Annotated in this window: 11 protein-coding genes, 1 tRNA gene and 1 pseudogene; 11 read left to right on the top strand and 2 right to left on the bottom strand. The window is 68.3% G+C overall.

The window, feature by feature from the left end; translation table 11 throughout:
- The first annotated feature begins 15 nt into the window (after positions 1–15).
- Positions 16–273 (top strand): helix-turn-helix domain-containing protein, encoded by a 258-nt coding sequence (locus ON26_RS35070; RefSeq protein ID WP_083883952.1) that lies wholly within the window; start codon positions 16–18, stop codon positions 271–273.
- Positions 274–279: 6 nt separating this feature from the next.
- On the top strand, positions 280–1,491 hold the full coding sequence (locus ON26_RS08930; RefSeq protein ID WP_505769460.1) for a tyrosine-type recombinase/integrase: 1,212 nt from the start codon (positions 280–282) through the stop codon (positions 1,489–1,491).
- Positions 1,492–1,534: 43 nt separating this feature from the next.
- Here ON26_RS08930 and ON26_RS08935 read toward each other — a convergent pair.
- Positions 1,535–1,621: transfer RNA gene (locus ON26_RS08935), tRNA-Leu, on the bottom strand.
- A gap of 220 nt (positions 1,622–1,841) precedes the next feature.
- Here ON26_RS08935 and ON26_RS08940 point away from each other — a divergent pair.
- From ON26_RS08940 to ON26_RS08975, 9 genes and pseudogenes are all read left to right on the top strand, one after another.
- Positions 1,842–2,477: an ANTAR domain-containing response regulator gene (locus ON26_RS08940; RefSeq protein WP_051026849.1), complete on the top strand. Its 636-nt coding sequence runs from the start codon at positions 1,842–1,844 to the stop codon at positions 2,475–2,477.
- 268 nt (positions 2,478–2,745) lie between these two features.
- Complete coding sequence (locus tag ON26_RS08945; RefSeq protein ID WP_040795545.1) at positions 2,746–3,945, top strand: branched-chain amino acid ABC transporter substrate-binding protein; 1,200 nt, start codon at positions 2,746–2,748, stop codon at positions 3,943–3,945.
- Positions 3,946–4,035: 90 nt separating this feature from the next.
- Positions 4,036–5,070: a branched-chain amino acid ABC transporter permease gene (locus tag ON26_RS08950; protein ID WP_040795546.1), complete on the top strand. Its 1,035-nt coding sequence runs from the start codon at positions 4,036–4,038 to the stop codon at positions 5,068–5,070.
- Complete coding sequence (locus tag ON26_RS08955; RefSeq protein WP_040795547.1) at positions 5,067–6,509, top strand: branched-chain amino acid ABC transporter permease; 1,443 nt, start codon at positions 5,067–5,069, stop codon at positions 6,507–6,509. The genes ON26_RS08950 and ON26_RS08955 overlap by 4 nt, the downstream gene beginning before the upstream one ends.
- A gap of 41 nt (positions 6,510–6,550) precedes the next feature.
- A pseudogene (locus ON26_RS34470) lies at positions 6,551–7,462 on the top strand (ABC transporter ATP-binding protein); the annotation flags it as partial.
- Positions 7,463–7,684: 222 nt separating this feature from the next.
- Complete coding sequence (locus ON26_RS34475) at positions 7,685–8,380, top strand: ABC transporter ATP-binding protein (RefSeq protein ID WP_245545784.1); 696 nt, start codon at positions 7,685–7,687, stop codon at positions 8,378–8,380.
- A gap of 109 nt (positions 8,381–8,489) precedes the next feature.
- A complete protein-coding gene (gene polA / locus ON26_RS08965; RefSeq protein ID WP_040795548.1) occupies positions 8,490–11,225 on the top strand; it encodes a DNA polymerase I in 2,736 nt (911 codons plus the stop codon).
- A gap of 83 nt (positions 11,226–11,308) precedes the next feature.
- Positions 11,309–12,496 (top strand): NAD(P)/FAD-dependent oxidoreductase, encoded by a 1,188-nt coding sequence (locus ON26_RS08970; RefSeq protein ID WP_040795549.1) that lies wholly within the window; start codon positions 11,309–11,311, stop codon positions 12,494–12,496.
- Between the two features lie 32 nt (positions 12,497–12,528).
- Positions 12,529–13,425: an RNA polymerase sigma-70 factor gene (locus ON26_RS08975; protein WP_040795550.1), complete on the top strand. Its 897-nt coding sequence runs from the start codon at positions 12,529–12,531 to the stop codon at positions 13,423–13,425.
- Between the two features lie 17 nt (positions 13,426–13,442).
- Here ON26_RS08975 and ON26_RS08980 read toward each other — a convergent pair whose 3' ends face one another.
- Positions 13,443–14,933: an amidase gene (locus ON26_RS08980; protein WP_040795551.1), complete on the bottom strand. Its 1,491-nt coding sequence runs from the start codon at positions 14,931–14,933 to the stop codon at positions 13,443–13,445.
- Positions 14,934–15,260 lie beyond the last annotated feature (327 nt).

A 15,260-nucleotide genomic window follows, 5' to 3' on the forward strand; every position in this document is an offset into this window, starting at 1 on the left:
AGTCCCGTTTGGCCGATGTGCTGCGGGCCTACATGCAAGCGCACGGGGTTGTCGAAGCATGAGGAGATGGCCCGTGTGCTAGGGGTGGATCGAACGCTGGTCTCGAAGTACCTCAACGGAACTCGATCGTGCCGGGATGTCGATCAGCTTCGACTCTTCGCGGAGGCAATGGATCTGCCGCCCGAGACGTTCGGGTTGATGAGTCCGGCTGACGTGGCGCAAGCGGAACGAGACGAAGAGGTCACGCAGTGGCGGCTGGTTCGGCAGACGTGAGGTCGCCTGATGGTGAATCGGAATCCGCGGTCGGGTGTGGAGGACCGCTGGTACACGACGGTGGTCGAGGTCGATCCCGACACGGGCAAGAAGACCAAGAAGAAGGTCAAATCGGAGGAGCGGTTCGGCAGGGGGAAGCGCTGGCGGGCTCGGTACGTCGATCCGAGCGGTGTGGAGCGGTCCCGGTCGTTCGGCACGAAGGTGGAGGCGCAGCGCTACCTCGATCGGGAGGTAACGACGAAGGTCACCACGGGGACGTGGGTCGATCCTGACCGGAGCGGGGTGGTCTTCGGTGTGGTGGCGGAGAAATGGTTCGCTACGAAGAAGTTCCGCAAACCGAAGACGGTGGCGGGGTACCGCTCGCTGCTGGACACGATCGTTTTGCCGCGGTGGGAGTCGGTTCCTTTGCGGGAAATCGAATTCGAGGACATTCAAGAGTGGGTGGTGAAGCTTTCCGAGGCGGGAAGTACTCGGTTCGAGGGGCGTGGGTTGTCGGCGTCTCGGGTTATCCAGTCCTATCAGGTGCTGAGTCAGGTGCTGCGGTTCGCGGTCAAGTCGAAGCGGCTGGCGACCAATCCGGCAGATGAGGTCGAACTGCCGTCGATGATGGCGGGGGAGCGGCGGTATCTGACACATCTGCAGGTGATGCAGCTGGCCATGGCCGCCGGCCGATTCCGGCCGCTGGTGTTCACGTTGGCCTACACCGGGATTCGGTTCGGCGAGGCGACGGCACTGCGGGTGATGGATGTGGACCTGGTTCGGCGGCGTATCGAGGTCTCGCGTTCGGCGACCTTCGTGCGCGGTCGGGGCACAGTGGTGACCGATACCAAGAACCACACGACTCGGTCAGTGCCTGTGCCGGAGGCTCTGGCCGGTGAGTTCGAGGTGATCATGAAGGGCCGCCGGCCGGAGGCGCTGGTCTTCCCCAGTCACAAGGGCGGGCATCTGGAGTCGACCGAGTTCCGCTGGGTGTCCGATCCGGCGGTGAAGGCCGTTGGATTGACGGGGGTCGTGCCGCACAGTCTGAGGCACACGGCTGCGTCGCTGGCCATCAGCGCGGGGGCGAACATCAAGGTCGTTCAGCGGATGCTCGGGCACAAGACGGCGATGCTGACCCTGGATCTCTACGGGCATCTTTTCCCCGATGATCTCGACGCCGTGGCGAGGGGAATGGATGAGGGCGCCCGGACTGCTGCGGACCAGCTGCGGACTGCGTGAAGGGGGAGAAGATGGCCACGACGAAGAAAACGTCCAATGACCTTGGTGCCGAGTGTGGGACTCGAACCCACACGTCCTTTCGGACAACGGTTTTTGAGACCGTCGCGTCTGCCAGTTCCGCCAACCCGGCGCACCGAAAGTGAACTATAGCGGGTGCGGGGCGGATCTCCGAAAACGGGGCGGGAGGAGTCGGTGGATGCGGACTTTGCGCAGGGTATATGCGTTATGAGGGCTCCGCAACGGTAGTCTTTACAGCACTCGACACCTGTCGGGCGGAAGACGCCGAATGCCGGTGTCGCCGTGCCGCGTGGTGGTCGGGACAGGCATCGGGACACCAGAGGGGTCGAGGTATGAGCACTACAGCTGGGGATGCCGGCGCGCAGGACGCCGCCGGAGTGAAGAAGTCCGCCGGTGCGAAGCGGGTCGTCGTCGCCGAGGACGAGGCGCTCATCCGGATGGACCTGGTCGAGATGCTGACCGAAGAGGGCTACGAGGTCGTCGGCGAGGCGGGCGACGGGCAGCAGGCGGTGGACCTCGCGGTGGAGCACCGGCCGGACCTGGTGATCATGGACGTGAAGATGCCGCGCCGCGACGGGATCGATGCCGCTGCCGAAATCGCGTCGAAACGTGTTGCGCCGGTGGTGATCCTGACCGCGTTCAGTCAGCGCGACCTGGTCGAACGGGCCCGTGACGCGGGGGCGATGGCGTATCTGGTCAAGCCGTTCACCAAGTCGGATCTGGTGCCCGCGATCGAGTTGGCGGCGAGCCGGTTCCACGAGATCACCGCGCTGGAGAGCGAGGTCGCGAATCTGTCCGACCGGCTGGAGACGCGCAAGCTGGTCGAGCGTGCCAAGGGTGTGCTGATGCAGACCCAGGGGCTGTCGGAACCGCAGGCGTTCAAGTGGATTCAGCGCACCGCGATGGACCGGCGGACCACGATGAAGGCGGTGGCCGAAGTCGTGCTGGAGAACCTCGCGCCCAAGTGAGCCGGGGCCGAGGAGCCGGCGCTTTGCCGTGCGCGCGGTGAACCCGGGAAGAATTTACGCACCGGAAACATAATTGCCGGAAAGAATTCGACACATCGCCGCCTGCATGTGCCCATTGCCATGCGGATCGTCCGAACCGACGCTATGTTTCTGTCCGGGCCGACATTGGTCGGCCTCCCGGCCCGCCGGGGAGCTCAGGACGTAGAGGTGAGACGTGCGCAGTTCGACTTGGTTCGGTTCGACTCGGCGCGGTCGTACGACGCGAGGCATGGTGGCCATCGGCGCCGCTGCGGCCCTCGCGCTGACCGGATGTAGCGACAAATCGACCGACAGCGGTTCCGAAACGACTGGCACCGGCACCGCGGGCCTGTCCATCCAGCCCGTGACGCAGGTGGATCTCGAGGGCAAGAAAGTGCCCGCGACCGACCCGGCCTCGGCCGCCGACCCCGCCGGCGACGGCTCGGCGACCTGCGCTCCCGGCACGTCGATCGCCATGGCGGGTGCGCTCACCGGCCCCGACGCGGCCCTGGGCATCAACATCCTCAACGGCGCGAAGCTCGCGATCACCAAGCACAACGAGGCCAACCCGGGCTGCCGGATCGAGCTCAAGCAGTTCGACACCGAGGGCGATCCGCAGAAAGCCACCCAGGTCATCCCGCAGGTCATCAACGATCGCTCGATCGTCGGCCTGGTCGGCCCGGCCTTCTCCGGCGAGACCAAGGCCACCGGCCAGATCCTCAGCGACGCGGGCCTGCCCACGCTGACCTCCTCGGCCACCAACGCCACCCTCACCAAGAACGGCTGGACCAGCTTCTTCCGCGGCCTGGCCAACGACGACGTCCAGGGCCCCTCGGTTGCCAAGTACCTGGTGAACACCGCGGGCTACGGCAAGGTCTGTGTGGTGCAGGACAACACCGATTACGGTGTCGGCCTGGGCACCAAGGTCACCGAGTCGCTGGGCGCGGCGGCCGATCCGGCCTGCGCGGCCAGCGTCAAGAAGGGTGACAAGGACTTCTCGGCCACCGTCACCAAGATCGCGGCGGCCGAGCCCGACGCGGTGTTCTTCGCCGGCTACTACGCCGAGGGTGCTCCGCTGGCCCAGCAGCTGAAGTCCGGCGGCGTGGACGCGGTGTTCGTCGGCCCGGACGGCGTCAACGACCCGCAGTTCATCTCGCAGACCGGTAACGCCGCCAAGGGCGCCGTGCTGACCTGCCCCTGTGGCCCGGCCCCGGAGCAGTTCTCGAAGGACTACCAGCAGCTCGCCGGCCAGGCGCCGGGCGTGTACTCGGTCGAGGCCTACGACCTGGCCACCATCCTGGCCAAGGGCATCGACGGCGGCAAGGTGACCCGTCCCGACCTGCTCGAATTCGTGCGCACCTACGACGCGCCGGGTCTGGCCCGCCAGTACAAGTGGAGCCCGGACGGCGAACTGGCCAACGCGCAGATCTGGATCTACGAGGTCAAGTAGGCCGGTAACGACACAGCACGCACGACAGGGATACCGACGCCCCGTCGTGCGTGCTGTTTCATGAGGGCAGAAGATGAGGGCGAATCGGGCATGACAACAACAGCATCGGCGGGAGTGTTACTCACTGCCGGATCGATAGATTTCAACTACCAGGCGTTGATCGATCAATTCTGGCGGCTGACCGTCGACGGAATCACTCACGGCTCCATCTACGCGCTGGTCGCGGTGGGCTACACGCTCGTCTACGGTGTGCTCCGGCTGATCAATTTCGCCCATTCCGAAATCTTCATGCTCGGCATGTTCGGCCAATTGATCGGTTTCATGATCTTCGGGTTCACCGCGGGTCCGGAGGCCTATAGCCAGGGCGTCGTGCTGACGGTGATCTACCTCGGGCTGGCGATGGTCGTCGGCATGGTGGTTTCCGGCGGCGCCGCCGTCGGCCTGGAACGTATCGCCTACCGGCCGCTGCGCAGGCGCGGCGCCAAACCGCTGGCGTTCCTGATCACCGCGATCGGCATGTCCTTCGTGCTCCAGGAGTTCGTGCACTTCCTGCTGCCCAAGATCGATCCCGATCTCGGTGGCACCAATGCCCAGCAGCCGATCCGGCTGGTGACGCCCACGACGCAGTTCAGCTTCTTCGGCGCCGATGTCACCAATGTGGTGATCCTGATCGTCACCTCCGCTGTCGTGCTCGCGCTGACCACCGAAATCCTCATCAACCGAACCAAATTCGGCCGCGGTATCCGCGCGGTCGCCCAGGATCCGGACACCGCGACGCTGATGGGCGTCTCCCGGGAGCGGGTGATCATGCTGACCTTCCTCATCGGCGGTGTGCTCGCCGGTGCGGCCGCGATGCTCTACGCGGTGAAGATCCCGCTCGGCATCATCTATTCCGGTGGATTCATCCTCGGTATCAAGGCATTCGCCGCCGCGGTGCTCGGCGGCATCGGCAATCTGCGCGGCGCGCTGCTCGGCGGCCTGCTGCTGGGCGTGACCGAGCAGTACGGCCAGATGCTCTTCGGCGACGAATGGCGCGATGTGGTTGCCTTCGTGGTGCTGGTCGCGGTGTTGATGATTCGTCCCACCGGCATCCTCGGTGAAAGTCTCGGGAAGGCCAGGGTATGAGCACCTCGATCGCCACTCCGCCCGCATCGACTCCGCCCGCCTCGACCGAATCGGCCCCACCGCGCGCGGGCCTCGGCGACGCGATCCGCACCTGGTGGGAAGGCCTGTCGCGCCCCGCGCAATGGGGCGTCGGCGTGCCCGCGATCATTCTGCTCGCGCTGCTGCCGTTGTTCCCGCCCTCGTTCCTGGACACCCCGTCCTACAACTTCGGCCTGGTCATGGCCGAGTTCGCGATGTTCGCGCTCATAGCCATCGGCCTGAATGTCGTTGTCGGCCAAGCCGGCCTGCTCGACCTCGGCTATGTCGGCTTCTACGCCGTCGGCGCCTACACCGTCGGCCTGTTGACCAGTCCCAACAGCCCGTGGAACCAGACCGACGGCGGCTGGCTCGATCCGAGCTGGGCGTGGCTGGCCTGCCTGCCGCTGGCGGTGCTGGTGACGGCGGTGTCGGGTCTGATCCTGGGTTCGCCGACCCTGCGCCTGCGCGGCGACTACCTGGCGATCGTCACCCTCGGGTTCGGCGAGATCGTCCGGCTGCTCGCCGACAATCTGCAGGAGCTGACCAACGGCAGCCTCGGCCTGTCCGGCGTCGCCTACCCGCACATCGGTGAATCCGAGGAGAAGCCCAACGGCGTGTTCTCCGCGGGCAACACCGGTGATCCCGACAGCGCGAATCTGCTCGATCGCGCGGGCTACGGCACCTACTGGTTCTGGTTCGGCCTGGTGATGGTGATCATCGTGCTGCTGATCGTCGGCAACCTGGAGCGCAGCCGGGTCGGGCGCGCCTGGGTGGCCATCCGCGAGGACGAGGACGCCGCCGAGGTCATGGGTGTGCCCACCTTCAAGTTCAAGCTGTGGGCGTTCACCATCGGCGCCGCCATCGGCGGTCTGTCCGGGGCGATCTACGCCGGTCAGGTGCAGTTCATCAACCCCACCGGCTTCAACATCATCAACTCGATGCTGTTCCTGTGCGCGGTGGTGATCGGCGGCCAGGGCAACAAGCTCGGCGTGATCTTCGGCGCGTTCATCATCGCCTACCTGCCCAAGCGGCTGACCTCGGTCAATCTGGTCGACAGCGAGTCCACCGGTTACCTGTGGCTGATCGTGACCGTGCTGGTCTTCGTCGGTCTGCTGGTGTTCTGGAAGTTCCGGGGCAAGGAGTTGCTGGGCTGGCTGCGCACCCTGACGAACACGGCCATGGTTTTCACCGGCGTGATGAGCGCGCTGCTGCTGGGCAGCGTGCTGCTGTTCCGGCAGGGCGGCGCGCAATCGCTCGGTGACCTCAAGTATCTGTACTTCGGTATCACGTTGGTGGTGATGATGATTCTGCGGCCGCAGGGCCTGTTCCCGGTGCGGCAGAAACTGCTCACCTACGGCAGGCAGGTGTATCAGGCCGTGCGCAGACCGACGGTCGGCGAGCCGATCGGAGCGGGCAAGTGACCGGGCCGGGCGCGGGTGACGCGCTGTTCGACAACGAGGACATGGCGGCCGGATACGCCGCGGCGCCGGAAGCCAGGAGCGTCGGCGAGGTCGATGTGACCGCGGTGCTGCCGGTGCTGGCCGACGACGACGTCGTGGCCGAGGTCGTCGCACCGCACCGGGAGTTCGAGACCGCGGTCGGCGAGCCGCTGCTGCGCACCGACGGGCTCACCGTCCGCTTCGGCGGCCTGACCGCGCTCGACGAGGTGAGTTTCGAGATCCGACGTGGCGAGATCCTCGGCCTGATCGGCCCGAACGGTGCGGGCAAGACCACCTGCTTCAACGCCATCACCGGCGTCTACGCGCCTTCGGCGGGGCAGGTCTTCTTCGACGGTCAGCCGCTGAAGAAGACCAAGCGCAACGCCATCACCCGCCTCGGCATCGCCCGGACCTTCCAGAATGTGCGGCTGTTCGGGGAGATGACCGCGCTGGAGAACGTGGTGGTCGGCACCGACGCCAGGCACAAGACCTCGGTGCCGGGCGCGATCTTCCGCACGCCGCGGCATCGCCGGGAGGAGCGCGACGCCATCGAACGCGGCATGGCGCTGCTCGAGTTCGTCGGCATCGCCCCGCGCGCGGTGGAGAAGGCCCGCAATCTCTCCTACGGCGATCAGCGCCGCCTGGAGATCGCCCGCGCGCTGGCCACCGAGCCGAAACTGCTGTGCCTGGACGAGCCGGCGGCGGGGTTCAACCCGAGCGAGAAGTCGGCGCTGATGGATCTGATCCGCAAGATCCGCGACGACGGCTTCACCGTGCTGCTCATCGAGCACGACATGCGGCTGGTCATGGGCGTGACCGACCGGATCGTGGTGCTCGAGTTCGGCCGCAAGATCGCCGACGGGCTGCCTTCGGAGATCCGTGACGATCCGGCGGTGATCGCGGCGTATCTGGGTGTGCCCGACGAGGAGGTGTCGGGCAGGACCCCGGCGGCGCCACCGGCCGCGCCCACGCAGCCGTCGAGCGCGCCCTCGCCCGCCGACTACCCGACCCAGAAGCTGCCGGTCACCAAGCCCGGCGGCGGCCCGGTGGCCCGGGTTTCCCAACCCGCTCCCCGGCCCCAGCGCACGGCCGAACCCACGCCGGTCGCGGCGGCGACCAGGCCTTCGGGCGGCGCCCCGCTGCTCGAGGTCGAGGACATGGTGGTGAACTACGGCCGCATCCAGGCCCTGCACGGCGTCTCGCTGAGCGTGGCCGAGGGTGAGCTGGTGACGTTGCTCGGCGCCAACGGCGCGGGCAAGACCACCACGATGCGCGCCCTGTCCGGCCTGCTGCCGCTGACCCGCGGCCGCATCACCTTCGAAGGCCGCGACATCACCACCACGAAGGCCCACGACCGCGTCGTCGGCGGCCTCATCCAGGCGCCGGAGGGCCGGGGCGTGTTCCCCGGCATGACGGTCCAGGAGAATCTCGACATGGGTTGCTACGGAAGGACTTTCAAGCAGAAGTCCGAGTACGACCGGACCCTGGAGTGGGTCTTCGAGCTCTTCCCCCGGCTGCTGGAACGCCGTAAACAGGTCGGCGGCACCCTCTCCGGCGGCGAGCAGCAGATGGTCGCCATCGGCCGGGCGCTGATGGCCCGCCCCCGTCTGCTCCTGCTCGACGAACCCTCGATGGGGCTGGCGCCGATGGTGATCCAGCAGATCTTCCGCATCATCAGCCAGATCAACGAGCAGGGCACCACGGTGCTGCTGGTCGAGCAGAACGCCCAGCAGGCCCTGGCCCGCAGCGACCGGGCCTACATCCTGGAGACCGGCGCGGTGACCAAGTCCGGCAGCGGCGCGGAACTGCTGACCGACTCGGCGGTCAAGTCCGCCTATCTCGGCGTCGGGTGAGCACGGCGCCGCCTCTCCGGCACGACGGGGAGGCGGCGCCGCCCGTTCGCGCGGGCCTGCCTCGCGCCCTGTGCGGCAGCTGTCGGTGCGGCTCAATACACTCTGACGGGTGACTCCAGCGACCACCACTCCGCGTCCGGGTTCCACCGCTGCCCCCGCCGGGGGTGACCGGCCGACCCTGATGTTGCTGGACGGCCATTCCATCGCCTATCGGGCGTTCTTCGCGCTACCGGCGGAGAACTTCAAGACGGTGACGGGCCAGACGACGAACGCGGTGTACGGGTTCACCGCCATGCTGATCAACCTGCTGCGCGACGAGAAGCCCACGCACATCGCGGCGGCATTCGACGTGTCGCGCAAGACTTTCCGCACCGAGGCCTATCCGGAGTACAAGGCCAACCGGAGTCAGACGCCCGACGAGTTCCGCGGGCAGGTGGAGCTGACCAAGGATGTGCTGGCCGCGCTGGGGATCCCGGTGATGGCGATCGACGGGTACGAGGCCGACGATCTGATCGCGACGATCACCACGCAGGCGCGGGCGCAGGGCTTCCGCATCCTCATCGTCACCGGCGACCGGGACTCGCTGCAGTTGGTGGACGACGATGTGACGGTGCTCTATCCGCGCAAGGGCGTCTCGGATCTGACCCGGTTCACCCCGGAGGAGGTGATGGCCAAGTACGGCCTGACGCCCGCCCAGTATCCGGACTACGCGGCGCTGCGCGGCGACCCGAGCGACAACCTGCCCGGCATCCCCGGTGTGGGGGAGAAGACGGCGGCGAAGTGGATCCGTGAGTACGGCGATCTGGCCACGCTGGTGGAGAAGGTCGACACGGTGAAGGGCAAGGTCGGCGACGCGCTGCGGGCGAATCTGAGCAGTGTGGTGCTCAACCGCCAGCTGACCGAGATGATCAAGGACGTGTCGCTGCCGTACACGCCCGACCAGCTGGCGCAGGGGCCGTGGGATCGGGAGAAGATCCACCGGCTGTTCGACGACCTCGAGTTCCGCGTGCTGCGTGACCGGCTGTTCGAGACGCTGGCGCCGCCGCAGCCCGAAGCCGAGGCAGGCTTCGAGATCAGCGGTGGCGCGCTCGCCGTCGGCGCGGTCGCGGACTGGCTGGCGGAGCACGCGAAAACAGGTGTGCGCCATGGTGTCTCGGTGGTGGGCAAGGGTGCGCCCGCGCACGGTGACGTGACGGCACTGGCCATCGCGGGCGGTGACGGCGAGAGCGGCTACATCGATGTCGCGATCCTGACGCCGGAGGACGAGGCCGCGCTGGGCGCCTGGCTGGCCGATCCGAACGTGCCCAAGGCCCTGCACGAGGCCAAATCGGCGATGCACGCGCTGCGTGGTCGCGGCTGGACCCTCGGCGGCCTGACCAGCGACACCGCGCTGGCCGCCTACCTGGTGCGGCCGGGGCAGCGCAGCTTCAACCTCGACGATCTCTCGCTGCGCTACCTGCACCGCGAGCTGCGTGCCGAGACCGACGACAGCCCCCAGCTCTCGCTGCTCGACGACGAGGAGACCCTCGACGCCGAAACCGCGCGCGCGGAGATGTTGCGCGCCCGCGCGGTGCTCGATCTGGCCGAGGCGCTGGACGCCGAGCTGGAGAAGATCGAGTCCACCGCGCTGCTCACCGATATGGAGCTGCCGCTGCTCTCGGTGCTGGCCGAACTGGAGGACGCGGGCATCGCGGTGGACTGCGATCAGCTCGAGGCGTTGCAGCGGCAGTTCGCCGACAAGGTTGCCCAGGCCGCGGACGCCGCCTACGGGGTGATCGGCAAGCAGATCAACCTCGGCTCGCCCAAGCAGTTGCAGGTCGTGCTCTTCGACGAGCTGGACATGCCCAAGACCAAGCGCACCAAGACCGGCTACACCACCGACGCCGACGCGCTGGAATCGCTGTTCGAGAAGACCGAGCACCCCTTCCTCGCGCACCTGCTCGAGCACCGCGACGCCACCCGTCTGAAGGTGACCGTCGACGGCCTGCTGAAGTCGGTCGCCGACGACGGCCGCATCCACACCACCTTCAACCAGACCATCGCGGCCACCGGCCGGCTGTCCTCCACCGAGCCGAACCTGCAGAACATCCCGATCCGCACCGACACCGGCCGGATGATCCGCGACACCTTCGTGGTCGGGTCCGGCTACGCCGAGCTGATGACCGCCGACTACAGCCAGATCGAGATGCGCATCATGGCGCATCTGTCCGGCGACGAGGGCCTGATCGAGGCGTTCAACTCCGGGGAGGACCTGCACTCGTTCGTGGCCTCGAAGGCGTTCGACATCCCGATCTCGGAAGTCACCCCGGAGGTGCGCAGGCGCATCAAGGCGATGTCCTACGGCCTGGCCTACGGGCTGAGTTCCTACGGCCTGTCGGCGCAGCTGAAGATCAGCACCGCCGAGGCCAAGGAGCAGATGGACATCTACTTCTCCCGCTTCGGGCGCATCCGCGACTATCTGCACGAGGTGGTCGAGCAAGCTCGCAAGGTCGGTTACACCGAGACGCTGTTCGGTCGCCGCCGCTACCTGCCCGATCTGGATTCCAGCAACCGCCAGCGCCGCGAGTCGGCCGAGCGGATGGCGCTCAACGCGCCGATCCAGGGCACCGCCGCCGACATCATCAAGGTCGCGATGATCGATGTGCACCAGGCGATTCCGGCGGCGGGGCTGCGCTCGCGGATGCTGCTGCAGATCCACGACGAACTCGTCTTCGAGGTCGCCGAGGGGGAGCGGGAGGCGCTCGAGCAGCTGGCCCGTGATCGGATGTCCTCGGCCATCTCGCTGTCGGTGCCGCTGGACGTCTCGGTCGGCACCGGCCGCAGCTGGGACTCCGCCGCGCACTGATCGGCGGTGATCCGGGTCACCGGCTGTCACGATTCCGGGGCCGCCGGTGTCCTGTGTCCGAACCCCACGATGGAGGAGGACACATGAGCGAGTACATCGACGTCGTCGTGATCGGCGGCGGCTATGCCGGAGTGATGGCCGCGAACCGGCTGACCCGGCGCGCGGATGTGCGGGTCACCCTGGTCAATCCGCGCCCGGTGTTCGTGAACCGTATCCGGCTGCACCAGCTGATCGCCGGTTCGGACGAGGCCGTGGTGGACTATCGGGACGTGCTGTCCGAGCGGGTCCGGCTGTTGGTGGACACGGTCGACCGGATCGACGTCGCCGGGCGCACGGTGGCCACGGCGCAGGGGCCTGACCTCGGGTACGACTACCTGATCTATGCCGTGGGTAGCGGCGGTGCCGCGCCCGCGGTCCCCGGCGCGGCCCGATTCGCCTATCAGGTGGGCACGCTGGAAGAGGCTCGGCGGTTGCGCCCGGTCCTCGACGGCGCGCCGCCGTCCGCACCGGTGACCGTCGTCGGTGGTGGCTCCACCGGCATCGAGGTCGCCGCCGAACTGGCCGAACAGGGGCGCGCCGTCACGCTGGTCTGCGGTGACGTGCTCCACGGCTACCTGCATCCGCGGGTGCGGCGTTCGATCGCCCGGCGGTTGACCCGGCTCGGGGTCACCCTGCTCGACGGGCCGGACGCGACCGCCGTCGAGGTGACCCGAGGCGGGGTGCGGCTGAGCGGCGGGCACACCCTGCGCAGCGCGGTGACCATCTGGACAGCGGGCTTCGCCACCCCCGATCTCGCCGCGCGCAGCGGTCTGAGCACCGACGCGCTGAGCCGTCTGCTCACCGACGAGACGTTGACCAGTATCGATGACGACCGGATCGTCGCGGCTGGAGACTGCGCTTCGCCGTCGGGGGCGCCGCTGCGGATGAGCTGCCAGAGCGCGCGGCCGCTGGGCGCGCACGCCGCCGACACGGTGCTGGCCAGGATCGCCGGCGAACGGCCCCGCGACATCAACGTCGGTTTCTTCGGCCAGTGCATCGGCCTGGGCCGCCGGGCCGCCATGGTTCAGCTCGCCACGAAGGACGACACCGTCACCCGGTTCGGGCTCGGCGGCCGGGTGGCCGCGATGATCAAGGAGAATGCCTGCCGCGGCGTGATCGAGGAATTGGCGGCCGAGGCCCGCGAGCCGGGCGCCTTCTCCTGGATCTTCCGGGACAGCAAGCGCGGCCGGACCGTGCGGGCGGCCGACGATATCGTGCCGGTGGGGCGTTGACCACGGGTGCCGGGAGGAAAGGACTTCCGCGGATGAGCGATCACGCCGCCGACCCGGCGACCGAGGTCTTCCTCGCGCACCGGAATCTGCTGTTCACCGTCGCCTACGAGATGCTCGGCTCGGCCGCCGACGCCGAGGACGTACTGCAGGAGACATGGCTGCGCTGGGTGGAGGTCGATCCGGAACCGGTGCGGGACCCGCGCGCGTACCTGGTCAGGATGACCACTCGCCAGGCACTCAACCGATTGCGGACGGTGCGGCGGCGCCGGGAGTCCTACATCGGGCCGTGGTTACCCGAGCCGGTGCTCACCACACCGGATGTGGCCGAGAACGTCGAGCTCGCGGAGAGCATGTCGATGGCGTTGCTGCTCGTTCTCGAAACACTCGCACCGACCGAACGGGTGGTGTTCGTGCTGCGCGAGGTGTTCGAGGTCGGCTACGACGAGATCGCCGAGGCCGTCGGCAAGACCCCCGCGGCGGTGCGTCAGATCGCACATCGCGCCCGCGCGCACGTGGCGGCCCGACGCCCGCGGGCTTCGGTGCCTGCGCATGCGACCGAGGAGGTACTCGCCGCGTTCCAGCGGGCGCTGGAAACCTGGGATCTGCAGGGCCTGCTCGACGTGCTCGCCCCCGATGCGGTCATCGTCGGCGACGGCGGCGGATTGGTGCGGACCGCGCTGCGGCCCGTCGTCGGCGCGGAGAAGGTGATCCGTTTCGTGTCCGGGGCCGTCGGCAGGACCGGCGCGACGCTGTCGTTCGAGCGCGTCGTGGTCAACGGTGGTCCGGCCTTCATGGTCACCGCCGACGGCGTGTTCGACGGCGTGCTGGCGGTGCACGTCGAGGACGGCCGGGTCGCGGGCCTGTACTACGTCCGCAACCCGGAGAAGCTGACCCACATGGGCGCGGAGACCACCCCGTCGCTGCGCTGACCGGACCGGCGCGCAGTTCACCGCCGGGCGATCTCCGGTGGATGCCGGTCGAACCACGGCGCAGCGGCCTCCAGCTGGGCGGCCAGGCGCAGCAGCAGTGCCTCACTCCCGGTCGGGCCGGTGAAATGCGCGCCCATCGGCAGGCCTTCCTGGGTGATCGAGAGCGGAACACTCATGGCGGGTCTGCCGGTGACATTGGCGAGCTGGGTGAACGGCGCCGCGGAGAGATTGGCGATGACGGTGTTGCGGTACAGGCCGGTGCGCGCCACGATGTGGCCCACGCCCGCCCGCAACAGATAGGGCAGGATCAGGCCGACCGCGCGGGGGACATCGTCGCGGCCGATGGGCAGCGGCGGTTCGGCCAGGGTGGGACTGAGCAGCAAGTCGTAGCGGGAGTGGAATGCGGCCAAGGCGCGGGTGTACTCGTTCCAGCGGTCACCGGCGGCGACCAGTCCGGGTCCGGAGACCGCGCGGCCGACGGCGGCCATGGCCTGGGTGTCGATGTCGAAATCGGTGGGTGAGGCACCGGTCCTGGCGCAGGTCTGGGCGACGGAGGTGGCGAGGTGCGCGGTCCAGACGGTCATGAAGTCCTGCGCCAGCCGCGGGCCGTCGATCTCCGGTTCGGCGGGCTCGACCGCGTGGCCCAGGGATTCCAGCAGGTGGGCGGTGCGGGTGACGACGGCGGTGGCGTGCTCGTGCACGGGAGTGCCGAGGGGTGAGCGGTCGGTGAAGCCGATGCGCAGCGGTCCGGGCGGCAGGGCGATGGCCTCGCGGTAGGACTGCAGCGGGCGGGCCACCGTATACGGCGCGCCGGGATCGGGCGGGGACAGGACGTCGAGCATGGCGGCGGTGTCGCGGACACTGCGGGACACGACGCCCTGGACGCCCGCCCCGAGGATGGAGTCACCGGCCAGCGGGCCGTTGGGCACCAGGCCGCGTCCGGGCTTCAAGCCGAACAGGCCGGTGCAGGCGGCGGGGATGCGGATGGAGCCGCCGCCGTCGTTGGCGCCTGCGACCGGCACGACTCCGGCGGCCACGGCGGCCGCCGAACCGCCCGATGATCCGCCCGGCGTGCGCGTGAGATCCCAAGGGTTGCGGGTGATTCCGAAGGTGCGCGAGACGGTGACCGCCTTGCAGCCGAACTCCGGGGTGGCGGTCTTGCCGAAGATCACCAGACCGGCGTCCAGCCAGCGCCGGACGACGATGCTGTGCTCGGCGGCGGGCAGTGCGCGCAGCGGGCCGGTGCCCGCCGAGGTGGGGTGACCCGCGTAGTCCTGCATCAGGTCCTTGATGAGGAACGGCACGCCGGCGAACGGACCGTCGAGGGAACCGGTGGCGCGTTCGCGGGCGGGGCGGTCCAGCAGCGCGGTGAGAACGCCCAGATCGGGGTCGACCTCGGCGCAGCGGGCGAGGGCGAGCTCGAGCAGCTCGATCGGGCGCACCTCGCCGGCGGCGACGAGTTCGGCCAGACCGATCGCGTCGTGCATGCGGTACTCGTCGAATCGCATAGGCCATTCCCTCATACCCGTCGGCCCGGCGTGCCTGCGCCACGCCGAGTCTGTCGGTGCAGCTGTGAGCTGCGGTGATGATACTCACGGGTAGCGACACCGAGAGCGCGATAAGGTTGCGGTCCGGCCCTCGGGTGCCTATTGTCGAGACCGTGCCGAATCCCGCTCATCGCCTCAACGCAACGCTAGGTGTCGCCGACCGCGACGCAGCGTCGTCGATGGCTCTTGCCGGGCTCACCATGCAGGCGCAGAACGCCATTACCCCGGCGTACGCGCTACCCGTCGTAGTAACCCGCCGTAGCGGGGTCTGATTTCGGACCGGCCCCC

This window comes from Nocardia higoensis NBRC 100133, assembly GCF_000308595.1.
Taxonomy (GTDB): domain Bacteria; phylum Actinomycetota; class Actinomycetes; order Mycobacteriales; family Mycobacteriaceae; genus Nocardia; species Nocardia higoensis.